Raw genomic sequence first — 21,331 nt, forward strand, 5'->3', positions numbered from 1 at the left:
GTTTATTTTTTTGAGCGTCTTAGGGTTAGGTATACAATACCACTAAAAACAAGGGCTGCTGCAATGAGTATGCTTACTGGAGTTCGTTGAATATGGTTTTGTACATAGGCACCACTGCAAAGGGCTCCGAGGCCTATTCCGGCTTCGAGGGCAATATACATGGTGGCCATTGCTTTTCCGCGTTCATGGTCATTGCTGAGGTCAATGGTCCAAGCATTGGCAGCGGGTGATAAAATTCCCATAGCCAAGCCGTAGAGCGTTGCACTCAAGTACACGCCTGTTGCGCTGTGCATACTGCCCAAGAGCAGTAGGGCGATCCCCATGAGCAGGAGTCCTACCTTGATGAGCGGGATGCGTCCGTAGGTATCCGAGTATTTTCCGGCAAAGAAACGAACGGCCAACGAAGCCAAGGTGAAATAGATAAAGAAGGCGCCTTTATTGCTGATGCCTACAGTTTCACTCCAGTCGGGAATCAAGGTGAGTACTACGCCAAAGGGCAGGTAGTAAAGAAAGTTGATGATCCCTGCAGGTAGTACTTCTTTGGCAATCACATCGCTTTTGGTAATTTTTAGGCTATTCCAGCTAAACTGCCCGCTTTTTTGCAGGGTTTCAGGAACTTGTTGCATAAGTGTTAGGGCCAGTAGAGCTACTGCTGAGGAACTGTAAAACATGATGTCGAAGGAGTAGTTGGCCTTTATCAAGCTGCCTACGGCGGGTCCGAGTGCGAGTCCTGTGCTGTAAAATAGTCCTTGGATTCCGAGGGCTTCTCCCCAGCGAGCTTTCGGAATACTGTCAGCAATATAGGCCGATAATCCGGTGGGCGTAAAACCTGTAGAGAAGCCGTGTACGAGACGTAAAAACAAGAAGCCCGCAATGGAACTGATTACAGGATATAAGCTGCTGATTCCTATACAAACAAAAGCGCCAAAGAGCATGACGGGTTTGCGCCCAATGGTATCGGCGAGTTTACCACTAAACGGACGTGAAAGCCCGGCGGTAAGGGTAAATAGCGCAATGATGAGTCCTTTCCATTCACCACCGCCCATTTGGGCGAGGTAGCTTGGAAGTTCAGGTATAAGCATGTTGTAGCTCGATGAAAAGAGCAGGGAGCTGATACAAATAAACACAAAGGGTTTACTGATCAGCGTAGTAGTATGGGTTAGTGTTTTCATAGTTGTACTCGTTGAAATGCCTGTTGAATTTGCTTTTTTGCAATGCTCCACAAGGTAGTAGACCCTTGTTGAATACGCTGGTTCTTTTCAATCACAAGCTGTTCAGAAATGTCAAATTCTCTCCATGCACCACCGTCGTTCTGTGAGTTGATGAGTACAGGTGCATAGCGGTCAATGGCCTTGGCAAATTGAGCTTCTGGTGTTTCGGCAGCTTCAAACTCTTGCCAAAGGGCAATGAATTCTTCTTTTTGGGGTGCTGGAAGTAGTCCAAAAATACGTTCGGCGGCTTTGAGTTCATTTTCGGTATTGTCGTGGTTTCGGACCGTGTCAAATAAAAAGATATCTCCCGAGTCAATTTCGACGATATCGTGAATCAAGACCATTTTGAGAACTTTGAGGATGTTTACGGGCTGGTTGGCGTGCTCCTGGAGTATCAAGGCCATCATGGCGAGATGCCAAGAGTGCTCCGCATCGTTTTCTGCGGTGGTTCCGTTGAGATGTCTGGTTTTGCGTGCTACGTTTTTGAGTTTGTCTATTTCTGTTATAAAATCTAGTTGTTGTGAAAGCGTTGTTGTGGTCATGTGTTTAAATATTGTGTATTTTTACAAGGCAAAGTAACAACGCTTAAAAAGGACGGCAAAGGACATTTGTCCCAACGGTATATCATGATCAGAACACAACCCGATTTACTAACCTATATCGAAAATTTAACAGGGGAAACGGCAGGCTATTTTCAACGCGAACAGCGCGAAAAAAATGCGGTGTTGATCGATGTTGACAAACGGTATCAGTGGATTTACATACTGAGTACGGGTTTGGCCAAGTGTTACTTGCCCAATGAAAACGGTAAAGAATACATCCAAGAGTTTTTGGGAGTGGGTATGTTTTTTGGGGAGATTGAGTTTTTTAATGGGAAACGGAGTTACTGCGTTATTGAGGCGTTGAGCGAGGTGGTACTGTATAAAATTTCATTTGATCACTTTCGGCAACTACTCGCAAAAGATACCGCCTTTAACGCGTTGATCATGAAAGGCCTGGCCGAAAAGATTTCGTACAAAGCACCGCGAAGTGCTTACCAGGCGAGTTATACGGTTGAAGAAAACCTAACGCGTTTACTGACACAGGCTCCTGAATTGCTAACGCAGGTGGCAAAAACCGACGTCGCAAATTACCTGGGAATTACTCCGAGAAGTCTAAACAGGGCCTTATTACAACGAAAAGAAAAAAACAAAAAGTTATAGCATGAAAACGCTGATAGGCATTTGCTTGATTGCCACGATGAGTTGGACAAGCGTGCAGGCTCAAGAAAAATTCGAGCGCGAATATCGTATCGAAGACACAGCGGTTCCGCCAGCGGCAAGAACCTTACTTACTAATTGGGATTTACCAGTCAAGAGCCTCAAAAAGCTAAAGTGGTTTGCCGAGGAGAGCCAAGATGGGAAAACCTTTGAAGCCAAATTTAAGTTCCGCGGGCAGCGTCACAGTGTGGAGTTTAGTGAATTGGGTGAATTGCAAGATGTAGAGGTACATTACCGATGGAAAAAATTGCCGAAGTCTTTAAAATCCTTGTTAAAAAAAAGGCTGCAGCAAACTTTTCGATCGTTCAAGGTAAAAAAAGTACAATTTCAGTATACTGGGAGTGTGGAAGCGATTAAGAAGGCTGTTTTTACGGGTGATTTAGCCGAGCCTTTGGTATTGAAGTACGAGCTCGTACTCACCGCTGAGAAGGACGGAGACACTGCTAAGTACGAAGTATTGCTGCGCCGAGATGGTAGCCTTGAAAAAGAACTAAAATTTGCTCCGGTAAATTCGGATAATCTAGAGTATTAATGAAGAAAATTTTGATGATGACTTGGGTGTTCGGATTGCTGAGCACTGCGCTATATGCCCAAGATACCACCTTGAGTGGATGGTTGCCAAAGGTGGTACTAACGAAAAAAATCAATTCCCAGTTAAAGTGGGTGCAAAGTGTGGAAGCACGCGAGCAGTGGTATAAAGATGACTGGAAGTTAGCACATAGGTTGGTCGATGTATCGACCTTAGTATCGATAAAATCGGGTTATAATCGCTCGGTTAATGTCGGATATATTTTACGATTTAAGGCGGGTGAGCGCATACACCGAACGGTGCAACACTACAATATCGTTACTGGGGTGCAGCATTGGAAGCTGGCCCATCGCATAGGTTTTGAACAGTTTTTCCAATCGGGAAAACGTCCGCAATACCGTGCGCGATATCGTTTGGGTGCTCAACGGGCGTTGAGTGGAGAAAAGTTAGATCCAAAAGAGTGGTATGTAAAACTGACCAACGAGTATTTATACCAGTTTAACAAACGTGATTTTGAACTGCGAGTATCGCCGTATGTGGGGTATTTAATCAATCCGAACAACAAGCTGGAATTTGGGGTAGACTACCGTTATGCCCACCTATTTGAACCTGCACAGGCACACAGTTTATGGTTTCGAACTACCTGGTACATTACCATCAACTAGTCTAAAAAAACAAAACCGGAATTCAGTGCAGTACTGAATTCCGGTCGTGCTGTTGTACTAAGCGTAGTACGTTATGCTTTTTCCGATAACTCGCTAAAATAGCGGTAGAAAAACGGAATGGTTTCAATTCCTTTAAGGTAGTTCCACACGCCGAAGTGTTCGTTTGGTGAGTGGATCGCATCGGAGTTCAATCCGAATCCCATTAAAATGGTTTTGCTTTTTAGTTCTTGTTCAAACAAGCTTACAATAGGAATACTTCCTCCACTGCGTTGTGGTATTGGGGTAACACCAAAGGTTTCTTGGTAGGCCTTGCTCGCTGCTTGGTATCCGATGTTGTCGATTGGAGTTACATAACCTTGTCCACCGTGGTGTGGCGTTACTTTTACACGTACGCCAGCTGGTGCGATGCTTTCGAAGTGCTTTTTAAACAATTCGGTAATTTCTTCCCACTCTTGGTTGGGTACCAGTCGCATAGAAATTTTAGCATAGGCCTTACTAGCGATAACGGTTTTGGCACCTTCACCGGTATAGCCTCCCCAGATTCCGTTGACGTCTAAGGTAGGTCGAATTGAGTTGCGCTCGTTGGTACTATAGCCCGCTTCTCCGTACACATCGTCGATGTCTAAGGCATTTTTATAGGCTTCTAATGAAAAGGGCGCTTTGGCCATTTCTGCGCGTTCCTCTTTTGATAATTCTTCTACTTTATCGTAAAAACCAGGGATGGTAATATGGTTGTTTTCATCGTGTAATGACGAAATCATTTTGGTCAATACGTTAATAGGGTTGGCAACGGCACCTCCGTAGAGCCCTGAGTGCAGGTCGCGGTTAGGTCCGGTTACTTCTACTTCCACGTAGCTCAAACCACGCAATCCGGTGGTGATTGATGGAATATCATTCGCAATCATTCCGGTATCGGAGATTAAGATCACGTCATTGGCTAATTTTTCTTTATTTTTAGGTACAAACCACGCCAAGCTTTCCGAGCCTACTTCTTCTTCTCCTTCAATCATAAACTTCACATTACACGGAAGCTGACCGTTTTGAGTCATGTATTCTAGGGCTTTTACGTGCATGTACATTTGTCCTTTGTCATCACAGGCACCGCGGGCGAAGATGGCACCTTCTGGGTGGATGTCTGTTTTTTTGATCACGGGATCAAAGGGAGGCGCATCCCAAAGGTCAATAGGATCTGCGGGTTGCACATCGTAGTGCCCGTACACCAATACGGTAGGAAGGGCAGGGTCAATTATTTTTTCTCCGTAAACAATTGGATATCCTGGGGTTTCGCAAATTTCCACCTTATCGCAGCCTGCTTTTTCTAGGCTTGCTTTCACTGCATCGGCAGTATTTAATACATCTTGATTATAGGCAGGGTCGGCACTTACCGAAGGAATTTTTAATAAGTCAATAAGCTCATCGATAAATCGTTGTTTGTGTTGAGCTATATATTCTTGAATTGTTTGCATGGATAAATTAAGTTATTTGAATATGTAAAGTTAACTTATTTTTTACAAATGTTTACGCCCTTGTTAGGCGCGGTGATTTTGGTGTTTTTTGACTGAGGCTAGAGCGATTTTTGTTAGTATACTATCAGTTGAAACGAAGTGAGTATCGGGAGGTTGGAAAATGGAAAAGAATTTTGTTTGCTAAGTGGTTGATTTTAAATAGGTTGAAATTGGGTGGTTTTTAGTTAAAAAACTGATAATATTTGCTTAACCTGATCATGGTGATAAAAGCGGATTTTTGCCCCGCATTAGTTATCTATTTAAAATTTTTAGAAGGGTTTTAAAATAGGATTAAAGTGAGTCCTCCTCGGGAGGACTTTTGCTTTTTTTACTGGTTAAGTGCTTGTAATTGAGTGTTCAATAAAAAAGTAGGGAATTAAACCTCAAAAAAGTCCTTGTAAATTGAATATTTGGTGTATATTTGCAGGCACAATTCAAAAACACGCGGGTGTGGTGGAATTGGTAGACACGCTAGACTTAGGATCTAGTGCCGCAAGGCGTGGGGGTTCGACTCCCTTCACCCGTACTTTAAACAAATGCAATTAGTTAAAATTAACTGATTGCATTTTTTGCTTTATAGGATGTACAAACGTTGCACATTTTTTATGCAGTAATACTTTACTGTAGGTTAATAATTTATTGTTTACAATAAATATTGTTTTGTGATAAGATCTAAATAGATTTAAATAGTCCTAACGTTTTGTGTATGGTACGTATCCCAGAGGGTATGCATTATACACATTGTTGTAAGGTGTTTTTAATCTAATTTTGATGCTTCCCATCCTATTATTGCCTTCTTTCTGATTGGATTCCAGCGATAACCACCTGTTTTTCCAGAAGATTGAATTACTCTATGACAAGGAATTAAATAAGCAATAGGATTACTTCCAATAGCTGTTCCTACAGCTCTTGAAGCTTTTGGTTTTTCGATTTTTTTTGCAATTTCTCCATAGGTGGCCAATTTTCCTTTAGGAATAGTCAATAAAGCCTCCCAAACTTTTAATTGAAAATCAGTGCCTTTTAAATGTAATTTTATTTTACTAAGTTTATTCCAATCATTTAAGAATACCATCAATATTTCTTGTTGAATTTTATCAATCTTTTGTTGGTAATTTGCGTTTGGAAAACTATTTATCAAAACCTGTAAAGCCTCTTCTTTATTATCTACAAAAGCAATATGACATATTCCTTTTTTAGTGGTGGCCATCAAAATATCACCAAACTGGGTTTCGGCAAAGCTATAGTTTATATTTAAGCTCTTACCCCCGTTTTTATATTCTCCTGGTGTCATTCCTTCTATGTTTATAAATAAATCGTGTAAACGACTAGTACCTGAAAGCCCTGTGTCTAAAGCAGTATCAAACAATGTGTTTTTATCTTTTTTAAGTTTGCTTTTTGCATAATTTACACTCAAAAATTGAATGTATTTTTTTGGTGTAACACCAACCCAATCTTTGAACAATCTTTGAAAATGAAAAGAACTCATGTTTAAATGTTCAGCAATATCATCTAGAGTAGGTTGCTCTTTGAAATGCTCATCTAAATATTCAATAGCTTCTGCTATTTTATCATAATGATATGTCTTTGTAGTATTTGACATAATTAATCTTGATATGCTTTTCTTTCCTTATTTAATTCTTCAATTAATTCGTCTATTTCTGTTTCGGTTGTATTGTAATTTGTAATACAAGCTCTAAATGTTGGAACGTTTTTTATTGGGTAAACCGATATCCAAGAATTTCCTTTAGCCAAAATGTTGTCTAAAATGGTTTTTGTGAAATTTGCATCCGATTCAAATTTTGGGGTTGTAAAACAGATTACTGGTAATTCGGTACTGTTCTTAATAATCCAATTATTTTCTGTTAGTTTAGTTCTTAAATATTCTCCCATTTTAGCTTGATGATTGATTACTTTTTCATAACCATTCCAACCGTAAAATAGTAAAGATGAATAGACTTTTAAACCTATAAATCGTCTTGACCATTGAATGGAATGTGAGAATGGTTCAACAATTTCTAATTCATTTGCTTCTTTAGGCATATATTCTGTGGTAATTCTAAATGTTTTGTTTAGAATTTCTTGATGAGAAGTCAAGAATACGCTTATTCCCATAGGAACAGACATCCATTTATGTGCGTCAAAAGTTATCGAATCGGAAGCAGAAATGCCTTTCAGTATGTGTTTTAGATTTGAACTTAAGACAGCTCCTCCACCATAAGCGGCATCGACGTGAAACCAAATATTATGTGTTTTGCATATTTTTGAAATTTCTTCTAAGTCGTCTATTGTTCCTGTTCCTGTTGTTCCTGCTGTACCAATAACCATTAATGGGCTATGTGTTGAATTATTTAGGGTTTTGATTTCTTTTTCTAATAAATCAGTGTCTATTTTTAAATCTTTAGTCGTTGGAATTGTTTTTACAAATTCATATCCTAAGCCTACAATTTTCGCTGCTTTTTGCACAGAATGATGTGCTTCTTGAGAACAAAAAATAACAGGTTTTTTATCTAAACCAAACATTCCGTTTTTAGCGAAATCAGGATATTTATTATTTAATGCAGATAATACAGCAGTTAGATTTGCTTCAGCTCCGCCAGTTGTAAAAACTCCGTCTGATTTTTTTGGATTTAAGCCAAATTTTTCAATAAACTGATTAATTACGTGAGCTTCTACTTCAACGGCAAAAGGAGCGTGACTCCAAGCTGCTAATTGAGGATTATAAGAAGCGGTTATAAAATCTGCAATAATTCCCGCAAAATTTGTTCGTGGATTAAATAAACCAAAATATTTTGGATGTGGTGTGTGAACAGAATAATTTTCAAGTCCGTTTATTATATGCTCTATAGCTTTGTCTGGTTCGGTTCCAGAAACTAAATTTTCAGATTCTATAATATTTCTAATTTCTTGTAAGTTAAGTTCTGGTGTAGTTCTATAATCTTTAGTATTAGAGTAAAAATGCTCTATTTTTTGTGAAACAGTATTTAGTATTTCTTTGCGTTGTTTTTCGTCAAAATCAAAATTCATTTTATGTATCGTTTTATTTTTTGACAAAATTCTAAAATGTCTTTTTACTATAAAACCCGATTCTTGCGGTTTTCTTATAAATGACTAAGAACTTGTTTATACACGCATAAAATACGTCGTTATAGAACTAATTTATATAGGTAAACGACATATATATGCTCTTAAAAAAATAACAATAGTAAATATAAAAGAATTAAGTTATTGTTTGTTATTGAGATTTTGTTAACTAATGTTGATTTCTAATTACAAATATGGGGATAAGGTTCTACTTCTATTAATAAATTGCATATTTCCCCGGATTTGTATGTTTTTTGGATTTATGCACTACAGTAGGTTGATGATTGGTTGTTTACAGTGTGGGATGTTTTGTGATAAGGTTTGAATAGAGTAAAATAGACCTAATAATTGATTACAAATGTGGGGAACGTTTCTTGTTCTGTTAATAAGTTGCTTATTGCCAGATATTTGTGAGTTGATTTTCGAGGGTATTTCTTTTGATTTAATGAAAAACAATAAACACTTACGATAATCGTAAATGTTTATTTAGTTATGATTTGTTTTAATGTTTGCTAACGGTTTTGTATAAGATTAGTTGCATGTTTAAGCACCTAATTTAGCAAATATAAACCGAATAGAAAATCCGCAAGGATTCCCGCAAGTTCTCCTGAACCAAGCAATTAATTTTATACGTTGTTGTAGCTAGTTTTTCAACTTTTTTTAATTTTACTTTTATTGTACGGTAAAAATACGTACATTTGTAATGCTGATTACATTATTACGACAAAAAAATAGAAATAAAGCATAAGTCAAAGTAAATTAAGTCAAAGTAAATTAAGTCAAAGTAAATTAAGACAAAGAAAGTAAGTCAAAGCAAATTAAGACAAAGAAATTAAGACAAAGAAATTAAGACAAAGAAATTAAGACAAAGAAATTAAGACAAAGAAATTAAGACAAAGAAATTAAGACAAAGAAATTAAGTCAAAGAAATTAAGTCAAAGAAATTAAGTCAAAGAAATTAAGTCAAAGAAATTAAGACAAAGAAAGTAAGTCAAAGTAAGTCAAAGTAAGTCAAAGTAAGTCAAAGTAAATTAAGACAAAGAAAGTAAGTCAAAGTAAATTAAGACAAGGAAAGTAAGTCAAAGTAAATTAAGACAAGGAAAGTAAGTCAAAGCAAATTAAGAGTATTATGTCAACCGTATCAAAAGATAGAATTGATGTTCGTATCAGCAAGGAACAAAAAGAGTTTGTAAAGTATGCGTCAGAGTTGCGTGGATTTAAGAGTTTGTCCGAATTTGTAGTTTACTGTATTAATACTGAAGCTAATAATATTGTTAAAGACAATAATCTTATTGTCAAAACTTTAGAAGACAAGAAAATATTCTTAAATGCAATATTGAATCCACCTTCTCCTAACGAGAGACTGAAAAGAGCTCAATTAAATTATAAAAAATTTAAAGAGACAAATGGATTTAAAAATAACGACGCTAGAAAATAATCACGACAAAAAGTCCTTCAGTTGTGGTTATTCAATGCTGGATAATTATATTAAAAGACAAGCAAAACAAGATATAAAAAGAGACTTATCGGCTTGTTTTGTATTAGAAGATGAACAAAGTCATTTAGTCTTAGGCTATTACACTTTGTCAGCTAACTCGATAAGTAGAGGTGATTTCCCAATTAGTATTTCTAAAAAATTACCAAAGTCATATCAAGACTTGCCTACAATTCTTCTAGGTAGATTGGCTATTGATGAGAAATATAAAGGAAATGGATTTGGCGAATTAATATTATTAGATGCACTCAATAGGTGTTTTCAAATATCTAAAAACCTTGGAACATTAGCAGTAGTGGTTGACCCAATCGACTCTAAAGCTGAAAAGTTCTATTTAAAATATGGTTTTATTTTAATTCCAGGAACAGGGAAGATGTTCATTACCATTAAAACAATCGAAGATTCAATATGATTAAAGATGAGAGTGTTATTCGTTTAGCACTCTCTTTTTTTAAATTAGCTACAACTTGTTTATATACGCATAAAATACGTCGTTATAGAACTAATTTATATAGGTAAACGACATATGTATATACTCTTATACAAAAAATAACAATTGTAAATATAAAAGAATTAAGTTATTGTTTGTTATAGAGATTTAGTTAATTAATGTTGATTTCTAACTACAAATATGGGGAGCGTTTCTTGTTCTGTTAATAAGTTGCTTATTTCCAGATATTTGTGAGTTGATTTTCGAGGGTGTTTCTTTTGGTTTAATGAAAAACAATAAACACTTACGATAATCGTAAATGTTTATTTAGTTATGATTTGTTTTAATGTTTGCTAACGGTTTTGTGTATGAGCAGTAGCGGATTTATGTTGCCTTATTTCAATGAGCATTATACTTTATTTAAATGACAAAATGGTTTAAGCTTTCACTCAAACCGATATTGCTTATACACGTTGTTGTACGCTGGCTTTTCCATTTTCTATTATTCTACATTGTTCAAAGTCCATTTCGGGATAAGCTTCATTTGCCCAATCACTTAACATTCTTAAAACGGGCAAAAGTCCAACTGCTTTTTCGGTTAATGAATATTCAACCCTTGGTGGAATTTCAGCAAAAGACTGTCTTAAAAGTAATCCATCGTTTTCTAATTCTTTCAGCTGATTAGTCAGCACCTTTTTTGAGATTGTAGGTATTAGAGTATTCAGCATTCCAAATCGCATAGAACCATTTGATAATAAATATAAAATAATCGGTTTCCATTTATTGCCAATTATGTTCATTGTATGAACAAGGGAACAAGCATTTGGGTTGTCTATATATTTTCTTGCCATTAGTTACTTTTTAGTTACCACTATTTGTCCAAATCTAGATATATTAGTTTCTTTTTTATACTAATATTAGTTTCTTTGTGACACAAATGTAATTAAAAATTTAAAATGAAAAATATTTTTATAATCAATGGTCATCAGAAATATCCATTTTCTGAAGGAAAATTAAACGCAATTTTAACTGAAAAAGCGGAAAGCTACTTTAAGAGCAATGGTTACAATATCAAGAAGACTACAATGGAAGACAATTATGATGTAAATGAAGAAATCGAAAAATTCAAATGGGCAGATGTGGTCTTTTTTCAAACACCATTGAACTGGATGGGTGTAAGTTGGTCGTTTAAAAAATACATTGATGAAGTATTTTCGATGGGTATGATGGGCGAAATGTCTGATGGTGACGGCAGAAGTAAAGAAGCACCGAAGAAGAATTATGGATTAGGTGGAAAGTTAAACGGAAAGTATATGATGTCAGTAACGGCTAATGCACCAAAAGAAGCTTTTAATAATCCAGAGGAAACATTTTTTAATGGAATAAGCGAAGATGAACTTTTAAAACCAATGCATCTTAATTTCAAGTGGTTTGGTTTTGAACAATTACCAACATTCATGGCATATGATGTAATGAAAAATCCAGAAATAGAGAATGATTTTATTCGTTTTGAAAATCATTTAAAAGCAAACTTTTAAAGTATTAATTATGAATAGACCAACACCAAAACACATAGCACCAGATTTAGAATTTCCGTTATTAGATGGAAATCAATGGAATTTAGCAGACCAAAATCCAGACAATTTTACTTTGGTTGTTTTTTATCGAGGGTTACATTGTCCACTATGTAAAAAGTACTTACAACAATTACAAGAATTGCTACCAGAATTTGAGCAAAGAGGTGTTAATGTAGTAGCTGTAAGTATGGATACCGAAAAGAGAGCTAGACTTTCTCGTCAAAAGTGGGAACTGTCTAATCTTGCTTTGGGCTATGGTTTATCTGAAAAATCAGCAAGAGATTGGGCTTTGTATTTAAGTGCAGGTGTAAAAGATGGTGAACCAAGTGAGTTTAGTGAACCAGGATTATTTTTAATTGACAATAGTAATCAAGTTTATTATTCAGCTACAAACAGTAATCCTTGGGGAAGACCATATCTTCCTTCTTTTGTAAAAGCGGTAGATTATATCGTTCAGTCAGGCTATCCTGCAAGAGGTGAAATGCTTTAGTTTAGCTTGTGTACAACGTTCTCGTGTATGATTTGTTGCGGTTTTGTTTAACGGAAAGTTAGCAAATAAATCACAACTCATTGAAGTTGTCCGATGATTTTTCCGTCGGAAAAATCAGCCAGCAATGAATTATACACATTGTTAGCTGCTGCCATTTATTTTTATAAATCTATTTACAATCATTGGTAAAAAGATTTCTCTTTCATTTTCTTCTAAATTTTGTCCAATTTTACAATCAATTGTTACCAGAAAATCTCTGTCGCTGAATCTTGCAGACAATCTTTCGTCCTTTCGTCTTATACTTAACATCTTGAATGCATCGTCTGGGATTATACTCTTAAGTTGTTTAAATACATTTTCGTCAAAGTCGAAAGTGACCATGTTGGTTTCATCATTTACAATCAAACCTCCTGAAATAGAAAACTGATTTGGGTCTAATTGTGTTATTTGCATTATTGGAATGGCTGGAAATATTAAACTTCTAAAGCTCTCAAAACCTAATCTTTTAAGATGTAATCCTAAGTCTTTTGCAAGTTTACTATAATCTTCCCTAAATACTTTGTTAGGAGTAAGTAGGCTTTTAAGTGGTTCCCAAAACCGTGGAATACTCGTCAATGGGAAATGAAGTAAAGGTTCAGGTTTTTGTATATCATAAAGTACAAACTCTTTTCCGTTACAAAGTGCAAAAAAATTGACTCTTACTTCACTGTGAATTGCATAGGAGTAGGCTTGTTCGACGTGCTTAGATTTAACAATGTCTTCATTTGGTGATTTTGCGTCAAGTATCCATGCAGCTTTTCCATTTACTTCAAACAAATAGTCAGGAATTAAATAGATATTTTTACGTTTTGATCCTATCGAAACAAATGGTTGAATTAGCTTTCTACTTCTTACTATTTGGTTTATCTGCAGAATATCCTAGTCCACGAATTATTGGTATTATTAGCTCCTCTCTAACAGAGTCTTCTTGAAATTCAGGATTTTTAAGATTGTCAAAATTAAATTCCTCTAGGATGTTGAATAGTTTTTCAGATGCCATTTAATACCATTTATCTTTTCAAGGTTGCAGCTAACTTGTTTATATACGCATAAAATACGTCGTTATAGAACTAATTTATATAGGTAAACGACATATTTATATACTTTTATACAAAAAATAACAATTGTAAATATAAAAGAATTAAGTTATTGTTTGTTGTTGAGATTTTGTTAACTAATGTTGATCTCTAACTACAAATGTGGAGATAAGTTTCTGCTTCTATTAATAAATTGCATATTTCCTCGGATTTGTATGTTTTTTGGATTTATGCACTGCAGTAGGTTGATGATTGGTTGTTTACAGTGTGGGATGTTTTGTGATAAGGTTTGAATCAAGTAAAATAGACTTAATAATTGATTACAAATGTGGGGAACGTTTCTTGTTCTGTTAATAAGTTGCTTATTGCTAGGTATTTGTGAGTTAATTTTCGAGGGTATTTCTTTTGATTTAATGAAAAACAATAAACACTTACGATAATCGTAAATGTTTATTTAGTTATGATTTGTTTTAATGTGTACTAAGGTCTGGGCTATGATTTCGTTGTGGAATTTTCCGCAGGAAATATTCCACTTATGAAATCAGCCAAATTTATTGATTAAATATTCTTTTTACTTGCTGCCACAATGAACTATAGCCCTTGTTGTGAGTAGTTTTACTTTCCGTTCTATCAGTGTTATAAATGCGTATTGGATATTCAGCTCCAATAAATTCTGTGACAGGAGGTTCTTTGTCAACCTCGGGATCAAATTTTTTCTCAATATTATTTAATTCCGCTTTACTGAATTTATTAAGTCCGATTGCAATTCTTTCCTCCGGGATTGATTTTTTGATTACTTTTCTATCCGATAATCTGACAATTAAATCAATATTAGCATATAAAGGTCCATTTTTTGTTTCAATCATTACTTCTTCGTTGGCTGAAATTTCGCCAAACTTAACCTGACCTTTAAAACTAAAACACCTATTCCAAATATAAAAGGCATCATCAGATATAAATTCAAATTTTTTCATTCAGTATTCTAATACAATCTATAATGTTAATTTCAGAATGTTTATCATTTAGATTAAAATCAGTCATATTATTTTACGGTTTAAATGCAAGTCGATGGTTTTGTATGGTTTTAATTTTCAGTCTTTTATCCGTTTTTTTAAATGTGCAGTACTTAACTCCGCAACATAATCCATTTCTATTGTTTTCCATTTAGTTTTATCGGATATGTTTTGAATTTCAATTGTCTATGAATTCACTTTCTGATACTAATTCCAATTCATTATGACTTCTGCCATTGTTTTCAAACTTTGTTCATTCAAATTTTCAATATCAAAACGATTTCCAACTTCTTTAAATTTAATTAAATCATCAGATTGAACAATTTGCACAACTTCATTTTGTAACTTCCTCATTTCTTCCTCTCCCTCGAAGTTTAGATAATTATTTATTTGCTCTTCAAATCCGTTCTTGGAGAATTCGATATTCATAGTTGAAAGCATAACCAACCAATGTTCGAAATATGCTTCTGGGTATTTATCTTCCAATTTCATTTCTTAATGTACTACAACTTGTATATATACGCATAAAATAGGTCGTTATAGAACTAATTTATATAGGTAAACGACATATGTATATGCTCTTAAAAAAAAAATAATAATTGTAAATATAAAAAATTAAGTTATTGCTTGTTATTGAGATTTTGTTAATTAATGTTGATTTCTAACTACAAATGTGGAGATAAGTTTCTACTTCTATTACTAAATTGCATATTTCCCCGGAATTGTATGTTTTTTGGATTTATGCACTACAGTAGGTTGATGATTGGTTGTTTACAGTGTGGGATGTTTTGTGATAAGGTTTGAATCAAGTAAAATAGACTTAACGTGTTTATTTATGGTTTGTTGCGGTTTAGCTCTTAACTTGTTGATAAGACGAGTGTTAGAGATGAATCATGCCTGATGTTGGCATTTCATTTTTTCTAAAAGTTTAATTCTTTTTCCACAAAATGTATCAATTCAGGAATCGATTTTATTTCATTTACTGTTTTAATCTTCGCTTTAATTATTTCTTCATTTTCTTGAAATTGTAAAATGTAATCATCACAACCTTCCACAATTCTATTCTTTAAACTACTTAAACTGTCACTATCAAGCAAAATTGACGGATACGAAAATCCGGTCTTAGTTTTGTTGTCATAATGTTTGTGAGATAATTTATATGTTTTTCCGTGACTATCAATAACAATTTCTAATTCATCAATATTTTTCGATAGATATTCATCTAATCCCCAATGCCCGCTTATTGATTCACCAATAATTTCAGAAGGATTATTAAAAACTGCAAAATCCCATAGTACGTGACAAAACAAGATAATCGGATAATTTAATGTATCATTATTTATTGATTCATAGACTTTATCCAAATGTTCATTCCATTCCAAATTTACTTTTTCAGAACCTCTTTTCTTAGAGAATATTTTCTTAATAAAATTCATATTTCAAAATTCTAATCTGTCCGATTTAATGGGAGGAAGTCATTTCCACATAGATTGGTCAATATTACGTACAACGGTCTTGTATGTGAAAAGTAGCGTATTTTATTCACAGACTTTTCGGTTTAGTACTGATTTCAACGATTCCGAGTAGATTCGGACGTAGTCGAATCCGCCGTAATTGTGGTTATACGATTTTTACCGTTTCGTTTTCCAAAATGTAAGTTTTCAGTTGAGAAATAAATCCATTAATTTTTCTACTTTCATTCGACCATTTTCCTTTGTACCTTTTATTATTTTTATCATAATCGTCTTGAAGTTCTCCACCTAAATCAGTTAAATATATATCTAAGTCCATTTCCAATGATTGAAGAGTAGGAATCATTTCAGACTTTTCAGATTCCATTGTCTTTACAATGTCTAAAAGTTTATTTCCAGCACTTTTTAATGAGTAGATACTTGGTTGTTTTAATCGACTCTCAATAAAAATTTCTTTTCTAATTATTTTAGATTTTTCTTCAAATTCTTTAATTGTCATTTAAAAATTAGTTTTAGTTAAAAGTCCAATTATGATTATTGGTGGTAATATTATTAAAGAGTGATAAATCAAACTTGTTTTAATGTAGTAATTAAATTTTATTTTATAAACATCTAAATTGTTTAATTCATGATAATCAGCTTTTGATGCCTTAAACATGTTATGATCAATTGGCTCGTGATTTTCGTGCCTTTCCAAAATTCGTTCATATTTGTCAGATATTTTTTCTGCAAATTTTTTCTTTTCATTGAATTTTGGTTTCTTTTTTAGAGTTTTAAAAATCCTTAAATCATTATACAGTTTTGATAATTCAAGTCCACAAGTATGAAATTGCTTTGCTTTTGTACTAAAGTCTTTCGCGTTCTCTATTTGTCCAAATACTAATAGCAATATGGAAAGGCAAGTAATTGAGTAAGCAATTAAGTTTTCGTCAATTGTTTCAGTTGAATATATATTGTAAACTGATAAAAGTCCTACAGCTATCAGGTAGACAGATAACATACTCAAACATAAGTTTGATAAGTGAGCTACTTTCAAAAGTCTTTTACTTGCATTAAATCTACTACCCTTAGTAGACCAAATTTTATAATTCAATTCCTCAAGAAATGTTTTGTCTAAATAATCTTTATATGATTTTTTCTTTTTCATTGTTATTATAAAAAAATGAATGGTAACTGTTTTGTGTGTTGGTGTTTAGCTTTATAAGTACGCAGTAAACTGAAAATTCGAGAGTACTTTCATAAGAATACCATAACAAGCAATTACTCATAACCATTGTTAGTAGAAATATTTATCTTTTCAACTAATATTAAGTTCAATAATTCGTCTATAAATAAATACCATTTATCAATATAATTTTTCAATTCTGTCCTTCCAAAGTTCTTAATATTTTTGTCGCTATGGCTAAATGTTAGAGTGGATTTAAAATTATCAATTGGCAAAAAATCCAATGAAAGGTTTTCATAATGTGTTATTGTGTCCCTTGGTTTTACTGCCTCAGAAATCCAGTCTTTATAATTTATGTAAATTAGTTTCATAATTTCGTCAGAATCTTTTAATCTTACTACTTCTGCCATCATTGATTTCGGTTTTCCTCCTTCTGTAATTCTACCAAAAGTATTGTGTGGTGTAATTCCTTTATAAAATTTAGACATAAAGAAAACAATTCTATCTAATGACATTTTTATTGAGTAGAGAACTGAATTGAATTCTAGATGAAGTTTTGTTAATGATAGAGTTATTTCGTTTTCATCAATAACTCCTTTTTTAAAAATGTTGGGTAAGTCAATTTCGTAATACTCTTTTGTTACTGTATCAAATCTATTTAAATGGTATGCTGGTGCGAGGTAAGAAATTTTAAAATTGTATAATTTAAGACATATCTCAGCAAGATTTGCCTCAAACTCGTATTGTCGATACTTTTCTAAAATTTCTCCGAAAATATGTGATAATTTTTTTAAATCATATTCTATTTCGTTCATTTTCTCTAATTTCATCAGTAAGTTAACATTACTACCAACGGTAACGTGAATGGTGAGTTGGGGTTTTTATGCCTAATTTTTAGCTTTGTCCTTTGTCCTTTGTCCTTTGTCCTTTGTTTTATGTTTATACTTTTGTTTTATCACTATCGTCCCAATTACTTACGGCCATGGTTGTGGGGTGTTATTTTATTAACTTTTCAGTCATTGTTTTTTGCCTTTCTGTCAAAATTTCAGTATTCCATCTATTATAGGTTTGAAAGATTTTGTTACTTGGAAATACATCAATTCTCCCCTTGAAATATCTTCTGTTTTTTTCGGTAAAATCAAGGTTGCTAAGAGAACTGTTTTTTCTTTTACTGATCAAAACTAAATTTGATAATTTATGAGTCCATTCATTTCTTTCATCTTCGCTAAAGTCTTTAATCCATTGACTATCTAATTTTGGATTTTGTGGTAAAACGTGCTCAACACTGATGGTATTATAATCTGAAAGATGAACAGTATTATCTCCTAAAAGATATTCATATTTTAATAGTATGTATCTAGCAAATCTGCGTCCATAGACTTTTCCTGAAAGTCGTCTTTTTAATTCTGTTTTATCAACAGCAAAAATTTCTTGGTCTTTTAAAAGGTCGTTTGATGTTTGATACTTTTCAATCGCTTTTAGGATTGAGTTTAAGTTATCAATTCTCTTTGTAGGTGTTAACTGGTTAATCCAATCACTACTAAACTTGTATTCTAATTTTTCCAAAAAATGAAAAATGTTCTCTTTTTTGAATTTGTCAAAATAAAGAAGAAGAGAAGGAATCCAATCTGTAGAAGGAAGACCAATTTGCATTATTGTGAGTAGGTTTTTATATTCATTTTCTAAATTAATGTCTTCTTTAAACGTGATTACTTTGTCATAGTTTACTTTGTGTTTTTGGATTAACTCAACTGTTTTTTTCCCTTTCTCAAGTTTATTCTTTGTGTAAATATTTTCATTAAATTCATCAAGTAAATTAAGCCTTGCCTTTTCTTTTACTTTTATTGTTCTTATGAAGGACAAAAATCTATCAAAATCTCCACCGAGGTCGCTTTCAATATTTTCCCAAATTTGAGCGTATTTTTCTTGTTCGCTATTTTCTATAAATCCAATGTTTATAGATTTCAATATATCTGCATTTGTTAATGGAACCCCTCTGTTATTAAGAATTGTAAACATTCTAAAAGCATCTTCCATACTTTCTGTTGACACATAAATAAACACAGGTTTTTCAGCAATAAACTCTCCGAAATTTTCAATTTCGGTCGAGCTTTTATTCGAAAAGAATTTTGAAATAGTTAATATGGCGTTAGCCATATGACTAATAGAAATATTCTTGTTTTTTGAAGATTCCTTTAAATCGTCAGTTTTATTTGAACCTCCATTCTCTAATACATAATCATTAATAAAAGTCTCAACATTATCTCTAATTTTATAAATCAACCTAATTCTCTCTGGAATTTTTTTAAATTTATTAGCCTTTTGGAAAATCCTATCGTGACAAGCTTCTTTCAAATCATCATCAATAGCTACATCTCTTAAGACAGCCATAAACATAAAAAAAGTAGTTAGCCTTTGCTGACCATCTAACACCTCAAATTCATTAAACTTCGTTTCACTTGTTTTTTTAAGAACTAAAGAACCTAAGAAATACTCATCATATGGCTTGTTTTTAAAAGCGTACCACAAATCGTCTAATAAATCATTTATATTATCCGTGTTCCATACATAAGAACGTTGATATTCTGGTATAAGAAACCAAAAGTTATTAAATAATGAGTTTACTTCTATCTTATCAGCTGTAATTTCTGCCATCTAGTTCTCTATTCGTTTAGTTGTTTTTCGGTTTGTTCATGGTCCCCAACTTGTTAATACACTCACAAAACACCCCCTCATACACCTATTCAAGTGCATAATCAATTCAAAAATGTGCTTTGTTACTTTTATTGATACGTCATAAATGTATGATACTTGGAAGTTTTAGTATTACGGGAATCCATAATACAAGTAAAATTTTTTGAGAAATTTTATGGAAATATTAGGTGAACAGAGGTTCAATTATGGTGACTAGGGGTATTGCTGAATACGCCGAACGAATGAACTGACAGCTGTGTGAGTTGGCGAAAAATATACTATATTTCCCATCAGCTATGGAAACAAGAGTTGCCGAGCGTAAAATCGTATCACAAACTAAAAAAGTATACACAATGAGTAAGCGTACGCTGTATTTAATTATCGGAATTGGAATCGCCTCTATCTTATCGGGAATGTATGGAGCCATTCGAACAGGCGAAGCTATGGAATCGCTAAGTGGGATTGTTATTGGCGTAGCACTCATCGGAGCGGTCCTCATCGAAAAACGCAATCAGGATAAAGCTTCTTAATGGCAAAATCGCAAAGCAGGCGCCTATCCATACCAAGGAGCGCATTTACTCGTGCCATAGGTACCTTTTGGTAGCAGTTTCTGGTAGTATCGAACGGAGTGAGTGGACACTTGGTTGTAAGAACAGGTTTTACTAGGAATGGTATTTTGAATACGTTTACTAGCCCAATACTAACAGGCTGGTGTTTCTCATTACAGGTTTTGTAAGGCATTGATGGAAATCACCTTGCAAACGGCTATGGAGTTACTGCCCTCTTTAAACCAGCCGGTGGTGCCGATTTCTATGTGTGATTGGTGGTATGCGTGAAACTCGTCATTGATAATCCACATACGGGCCGTTCCAGTCATTGGTACAGTTCCTGATTTTAGGATGTTTCCCTCTTGATCTTCAAACTCAGGCCAAATCATAAATGCCCAATTTTTCTTGTGATTATGATCGTGATGCTCATACCAAAAATTACATCGAATGCCTTGAGGTGGAGTGGTTTTCTTACCTATTCGTGAAAGCTCGTAAAATTCGTAGGCAACCCGGAAGTCGCACGTACGGTGCAGTATGGTTTCGTAGGGGGTATGTGTCTTTTCCATGGTATGCAAATTAGTAAAATGATTCTATTGTTACTCGTAAAAATGGGCATTTTAAGTCCTTCGTGGCCAAGATTGATAGCTAGTGTTGTTTTTTGTTGTTAATACTCACACTAGGGTAAAGGACAAGGAAAAACCACCTCAGTTTATAAGGTGGTTTTTAATAATTTGTATTATAAGTTTTGCTAAGACTTAGTTACGCCCAAATGCTTGAGGTCTCATAGTCCATACCGGTTGTTCTACACGGTTTGACAATTGATCTGGGAGATCAGCACCACCATTACCACCTCCTGATGATTTATTGATTTCATCCTTTTTTTTTCTATATGCATCATGGTAGTATCCAAATAGTACGATATCTAATTTTTGCGAATAATCGTTAAACAGTCCCTTATTTAAAACGGCATCCTGTCTCGCTATTTTTTCTGTTTCTCTAATCAATTCATTGGATTGTGCTTGTAAGCTGGTTACCCCTAAAAATAGAGGAGTGTCATGATAAAGATGTTTTTCATTATTATTTTTTTTAAATGTGCCTACTCTATAACCTTTTCGGCTTCC

The 21,331-nt window shown here is 34.1% G+C and carries 25 protein-coding genes and 1 tRNA gene; 9 read left to right on the plus strand and 17 right to left on the minus strand.

The window, feature by feature from the left end:
- Positions 1–2: 2 nt before the first annotated feature.
- Both ACKTS5_RS01090 and ACKTS5_RS01095 read right to left on the minus strand, forming a co-directional pair.
- Positions 3–1,172, minus strand: a complete 1,170-nt coding sequence (locus ACKTS5_RS01090) for an MFS transporter (RefSeq protein ID WP_408041978.1) — start codon at positions 1,170–1,172, stop codon at positions 3–5.
- Entirely contained in the window at positions 1,169–1,753 is a 585-nt protein-coding gene (locus ACKTS5_RS01095) for an HD domain-containing protein (protein ID WP_408041979.1), read from the minus strand. Before ACKTS5_RS01095 ends, ACKTS5_RS01090 begins: the two co-directional genes overlap by 4 nt.
- 84 nt (positions 1,754–1,837) lie before the next feature.
- On the opposite strand from ACKTS5_RS01095, the gene ACKTS5_RS01100 reads away from it, so the two are divergent.
- From ACKTS5_RS01100 to ACKTS5_RS01110, 3 genes are read left to right on the plus strand one after another with little or no spacing between them, the layout of a single operon-like run.
- Positions 1,838–2,413, plus strand: coding sequence for a Crp/Fnr family transcriptional regulator (locus ACKTS5_RS01100; protein ID WP_408041980.1), 576 nt, complete (start codon positions 1,838–1,840; stop codon positions 2,411–2,413).
- Position 2,414: 1 nt separating this feature from the next.
- Positions 2,415–3,002, plus strand: coding sequence for a hypothetical protein (locus tag ACKTS5_RS01105; protein ID WP_408041981.1), 588 nt, complete (start codon positions 2,415–2,417; stop codon positions 3,000–3,002).
- Complete coding sequence (locus tag ACKTS5_RS01110) at positions 3,002–3,664, plus strand: DUF2490 domain-containing protein (RefSeq protein WP_408041982.1); 663 nt, start codon at positions 3,002–3,004, stop codon at positions 3,662–3,664. Before ACKTS5_RS01105 ends, ACKTS5_RS01110 begins: the two co-directional genes overlap by 1 nt.
- 71 nt (positions 3,665–3,735) lie before the next feature.
- On the opposite strand, the gene ACKTS5_RS01115 is transcribed toward ACKTS5_RS01110, so the two are convergent.
- Positions 3,736–5,130 (minus strand): dipeptidase, encoded by a 1,395-nt coding sequence (locus ACKTS5_RS01115; RefSeq protein WP_408041983.1) that lies wholly within the window; start codon positions 5,128–5,130, stop codon positions 3,736–3,738.
- A gap of 483 nt (positions 5,131–5,613) precedes the next feature.
- On the opposite strand from ACKTS5_RS01115, the gene ACKTS5_RS01120 reads away from it, so the two are divergent.
- Positions 5,614–5,695, plus strand: a tRNA-Leu gene (locus ACKTS5_RS01120).
- Between the two features lie 231 nt (positions 5,696–5,926).
- On the opposite strand, the gene ACKTS5_RS01125 is transcribed toward ACKTS5_RS01120, so the two are convergent.
- Both ACKTS5_RS01125 and ACKTS5_RS01130 read right to left on the minus strand, forming a co-directional pair.
- Positions 5,927–6,769 carry a methylated-DNA--[protein]-cysteine S-methyltransferase gene (locus tag ACKTS5_RS01125; protein ID WP_408041984.1) on the minus strand — a complete coding sequence of 281 codons (843 nt, stop codon included), beginning with the start codon at positions 6,767–6,769 and terminating at the stop codon, positions 5,927–5,929.
- Positions 6,770–6,771: 2 nt separating this feature from the next.
- Positions 6,772–8,193 carry a pyridoxal phosphate-dependent decarboxylase family protein gene (locus ACKTS5_RS01130; protein ID WP_408041985.1) on the minus strand — a complete coding sequence of 474 codons (1,422 nt, stop codon included), beginning with the start codon at positions 8,191–8,193 and terminating at the stop codon, positions 6,772–6,774.
- Between the two features lie 1,186 nt (positions 8,194–9,379).
- Between ACKTS5_RS01130 and ACKTS5_RS01135 the strand changes: the two genes are divergently transcribed.
- Both ACKTS5_RS01135 and ACKTS5_RS01140 read left to right on the plus strand, forming a co-directional pair.
- Entirely contained in the window at positions 9,380–9,688 is a 309-nt protein-coding gene (locus ACKTS5_RS01135; RefSeq protein WP_408041986.1) for a type II toxin-antitoxin system TacA family antitoxin, read from the plus strand.
- Positions 9,657–10,157: a GNAT family N-acetyltransferase gene (locus ACKTS5_RS01140; protein WP_408041987.1), complete on the plus strand. Its 501-nt coding sequence runs from the start codon at positions 9,657–9,659 to the stop codon at positions 10,155–10,157. The genes ACKTS5_RS01135 and ACKTS5_RS01140 overlap by 32 nt, the downstream gene beginning before the upstream one ends.
- A gap of 482 nt (positions 10,158–10,639) precedes the next feature.
- On the opposite strand, the gene ACKTS5_RS01145 is transcribed toward ACKTS5_RS01140, so the two are convergent.
- Positions 10,640–11,026: a winged helix-turn-helix transcriptional regulator gene (locus ACKTS5_RS01145; RefSeq protein WP_408041988.1), complete on the minus strand. Its 387-nt coding sequence runs from the start codon at positions 11,024–11,026 to the stop codon at positions 10,640–10,642.
- A 105-nt stretch (positions 11,027–11,131) separates the two neighbouring features.
- On the opposite strand from ACKTS5_RS01145, the gene ACKTS5_RS01150 reads away from it, so the two are divergent.
- On the plus strand, positions 11,132–11,713 hold the full coding sequence (locus tag ACKTS5_RS01150; protein WP_408041989.1) for an NAD(P)H-dependent oxidoreductase: 582 nt from the start codon (positions 11,132–11,134) through the stop codon (positions 11,711–11,713).
- 10 nt (positions 11,714–11,723) lie between these two features.
- Positions 11,724–12,242 carry a peroxiredoxin-like family protein gene (locus tag ACKTS5_RS01155; RefSeq protein WP_408041990.1) on the plus strand — a complete coding sequence of 173 codons (519 nt, stop codon included), beginning with the start codon at positions 11,724–11,726 and terminating at the stop codon, positions 12,240–12,242.
- Between the two features lie 141 nt (positions 12,243–12,383).
- Here the strand turns inward: ACKTS5_RS01155 and ACKTS5_RS01160 are convergent, their stop codons facing one another.
- From ACKTS5_RS01160 to ACKTS5_RS01200, 9 genes are all read right to left on the minus strand, one after another.
- Entirely contained in the window at positions 12,384–13,058 is a 675-nt protein-coding gene (locus ACKTS5_RS01160) for a restriction endonuclease (protein WP_408041991.1), read from the minus strand.
- 67 nt (positions 13,059–13,125) lie between these two features.
- Positions 13,126–13,281, minus strand: a complete 156-nt coding sequence (locus ACKTS5_RS01165; RefSeq protein WP_408041992.1) for a hypothetical protein — start codon at positions 13,279–13,281, stop codon at positions 13,126–13,128.
- Between the two features lie 588 nt (positions 13,282–13,869).
- Complete coding sequence (locus ACKTS5_RS01170; RefSeq protein WP_408041993.1) at positions 13,870–14,292, minus strand: hypothetical protein; 423 nt, start codon at positions 14,290–14,292, stop codon at positions 13,870–13,872.
- Positions 14,293–14,538: 246 nt separating this feature from the next.
- Positions 14,539–14,823: a hypothetical protein gene (locus ACKTS5_RS01175; RefSeq protein ID WP_408041994.1), complete on the minus strand. Its 285-nt coding sequence runs from the start codon at positions 14,821–14,823 to the stop codon at positions 14,539–14,541.
- Positions 14,824–15,251: 428 nt separating this feature from the next.
- Positions 15,252–15,767 carry a hypothetical protein gene (locus ACKTS5_RS01180; protein ID WP_408041995.1) on the minus strand — a complete coding sequence of 172 codons (516 nt, stop codon included), beginning with the start codon at positions 15,765–15,767 and terminating at the stop codon, positions 15,252–15,254.
- 184 nt (positions 15,768–15,951) lie between these two features.
- Positions 15,952–16,302 carry a hypothetical protein gene (locus ACKTS5_RS01185; protein WP_408041996.1) on the minus strand — a complete coding sequence of 117 codons (351 nt, stop codon included), beginning with the start codon at positions 16,300–16,302 and terminating at the stop codon, positions 15,952–15,954.
- A complete protein-coding gene (locus tag ACKTS5_RS01190; RefSeq protein ID WP_408041997.1) occupies positions 16,303–16,950 on the minus strand; it encodes an SLATT domain-containing protein in 648 nt (215 codons plus the stop codon).
- 113 nt (positions 16,951–17,063) lie between these two features.
- Positions 17,064–17,783: a hypothetical protein gene (locus ACKTS5_RS01195; RefSeq protein WP_408041998.1), complete on the minus strand. Its 720-nt coding sequence runs from the start codon at positions 17,781–17,783 to the stop codon at positions 17,064–17,066.
- A gap of 181 nt (positions 17,784–17,964) precedes the next feature.
- Positions 17,965–19,623, minus strand: coding sequence for a DUF262 domain-containing protein (locus tag ACKTS5_RS01200; protein ID WP_408041999.1), 1,659 nt, complete (start codon positions 19,621–19,623; stop codon positions 17,965–17,967).
- 392 nt (positions 19,624–20,015) lie between these two features.
- On the opposite strand from ACKTS5_RS01200, the gene ACKTS5_RS01205 reads away from it, so the two are divergent.
- Complete coding sequence (locus tag ACKTS5_RS01205) at positions 20,016–20,192, plus strand: hypothetical protein (RefSeq protein ID WP_408042000.1); 177 nt, start codon at positions 20,016–20,018, stop codon at positions 20,190–20,192.
- Between the two features lie 191 nt (positions 20,193–20,383).
- Here the strand turns inward: ACKTS5_RS01205 and ACKTS5_RS01210 are convergent, their stop codons facing one another.
- Together ACKTS5_RS01210 and ACKTS5_RS01215 are read right to left on the minus strand one after the other, a co-directional pair.
- Positions 20,384–20,776: a hypothetical protein gene (locus ACKTS5_RS01210; protein ID WP_408042001.1), complete on the minus strand. Its 393-nt coding sequence runs from the start codon at positions 20,774–20,776 to the stop codon at positions 20,384–20,386.
- Between the two features lie 189 nt (positions 20,777–20,965).
- Positions 20,966–21,214: a hypothetical protein gene (locus tag ACKTS5_RS01215; RefSeq protein ID WP_408042002.1), complete on the minus strand. Its 249-nt coding sequence runs from the start codon at positions 21,212–21,214 to the stop codon at positions 20,966–20,968.
- Positions 21,215–21,331 lie beyond the last annotated feature (117 nt).

Source organism: Tenacibaculum litopenaei (assembly GCF_964514025.1).
Lineage (GTDB): Bacteria > Bacteroidota > Bacteroidia > Flavobacteriales > Flavobacteriaceae > Polaribacter > Polaribacter litopenaei.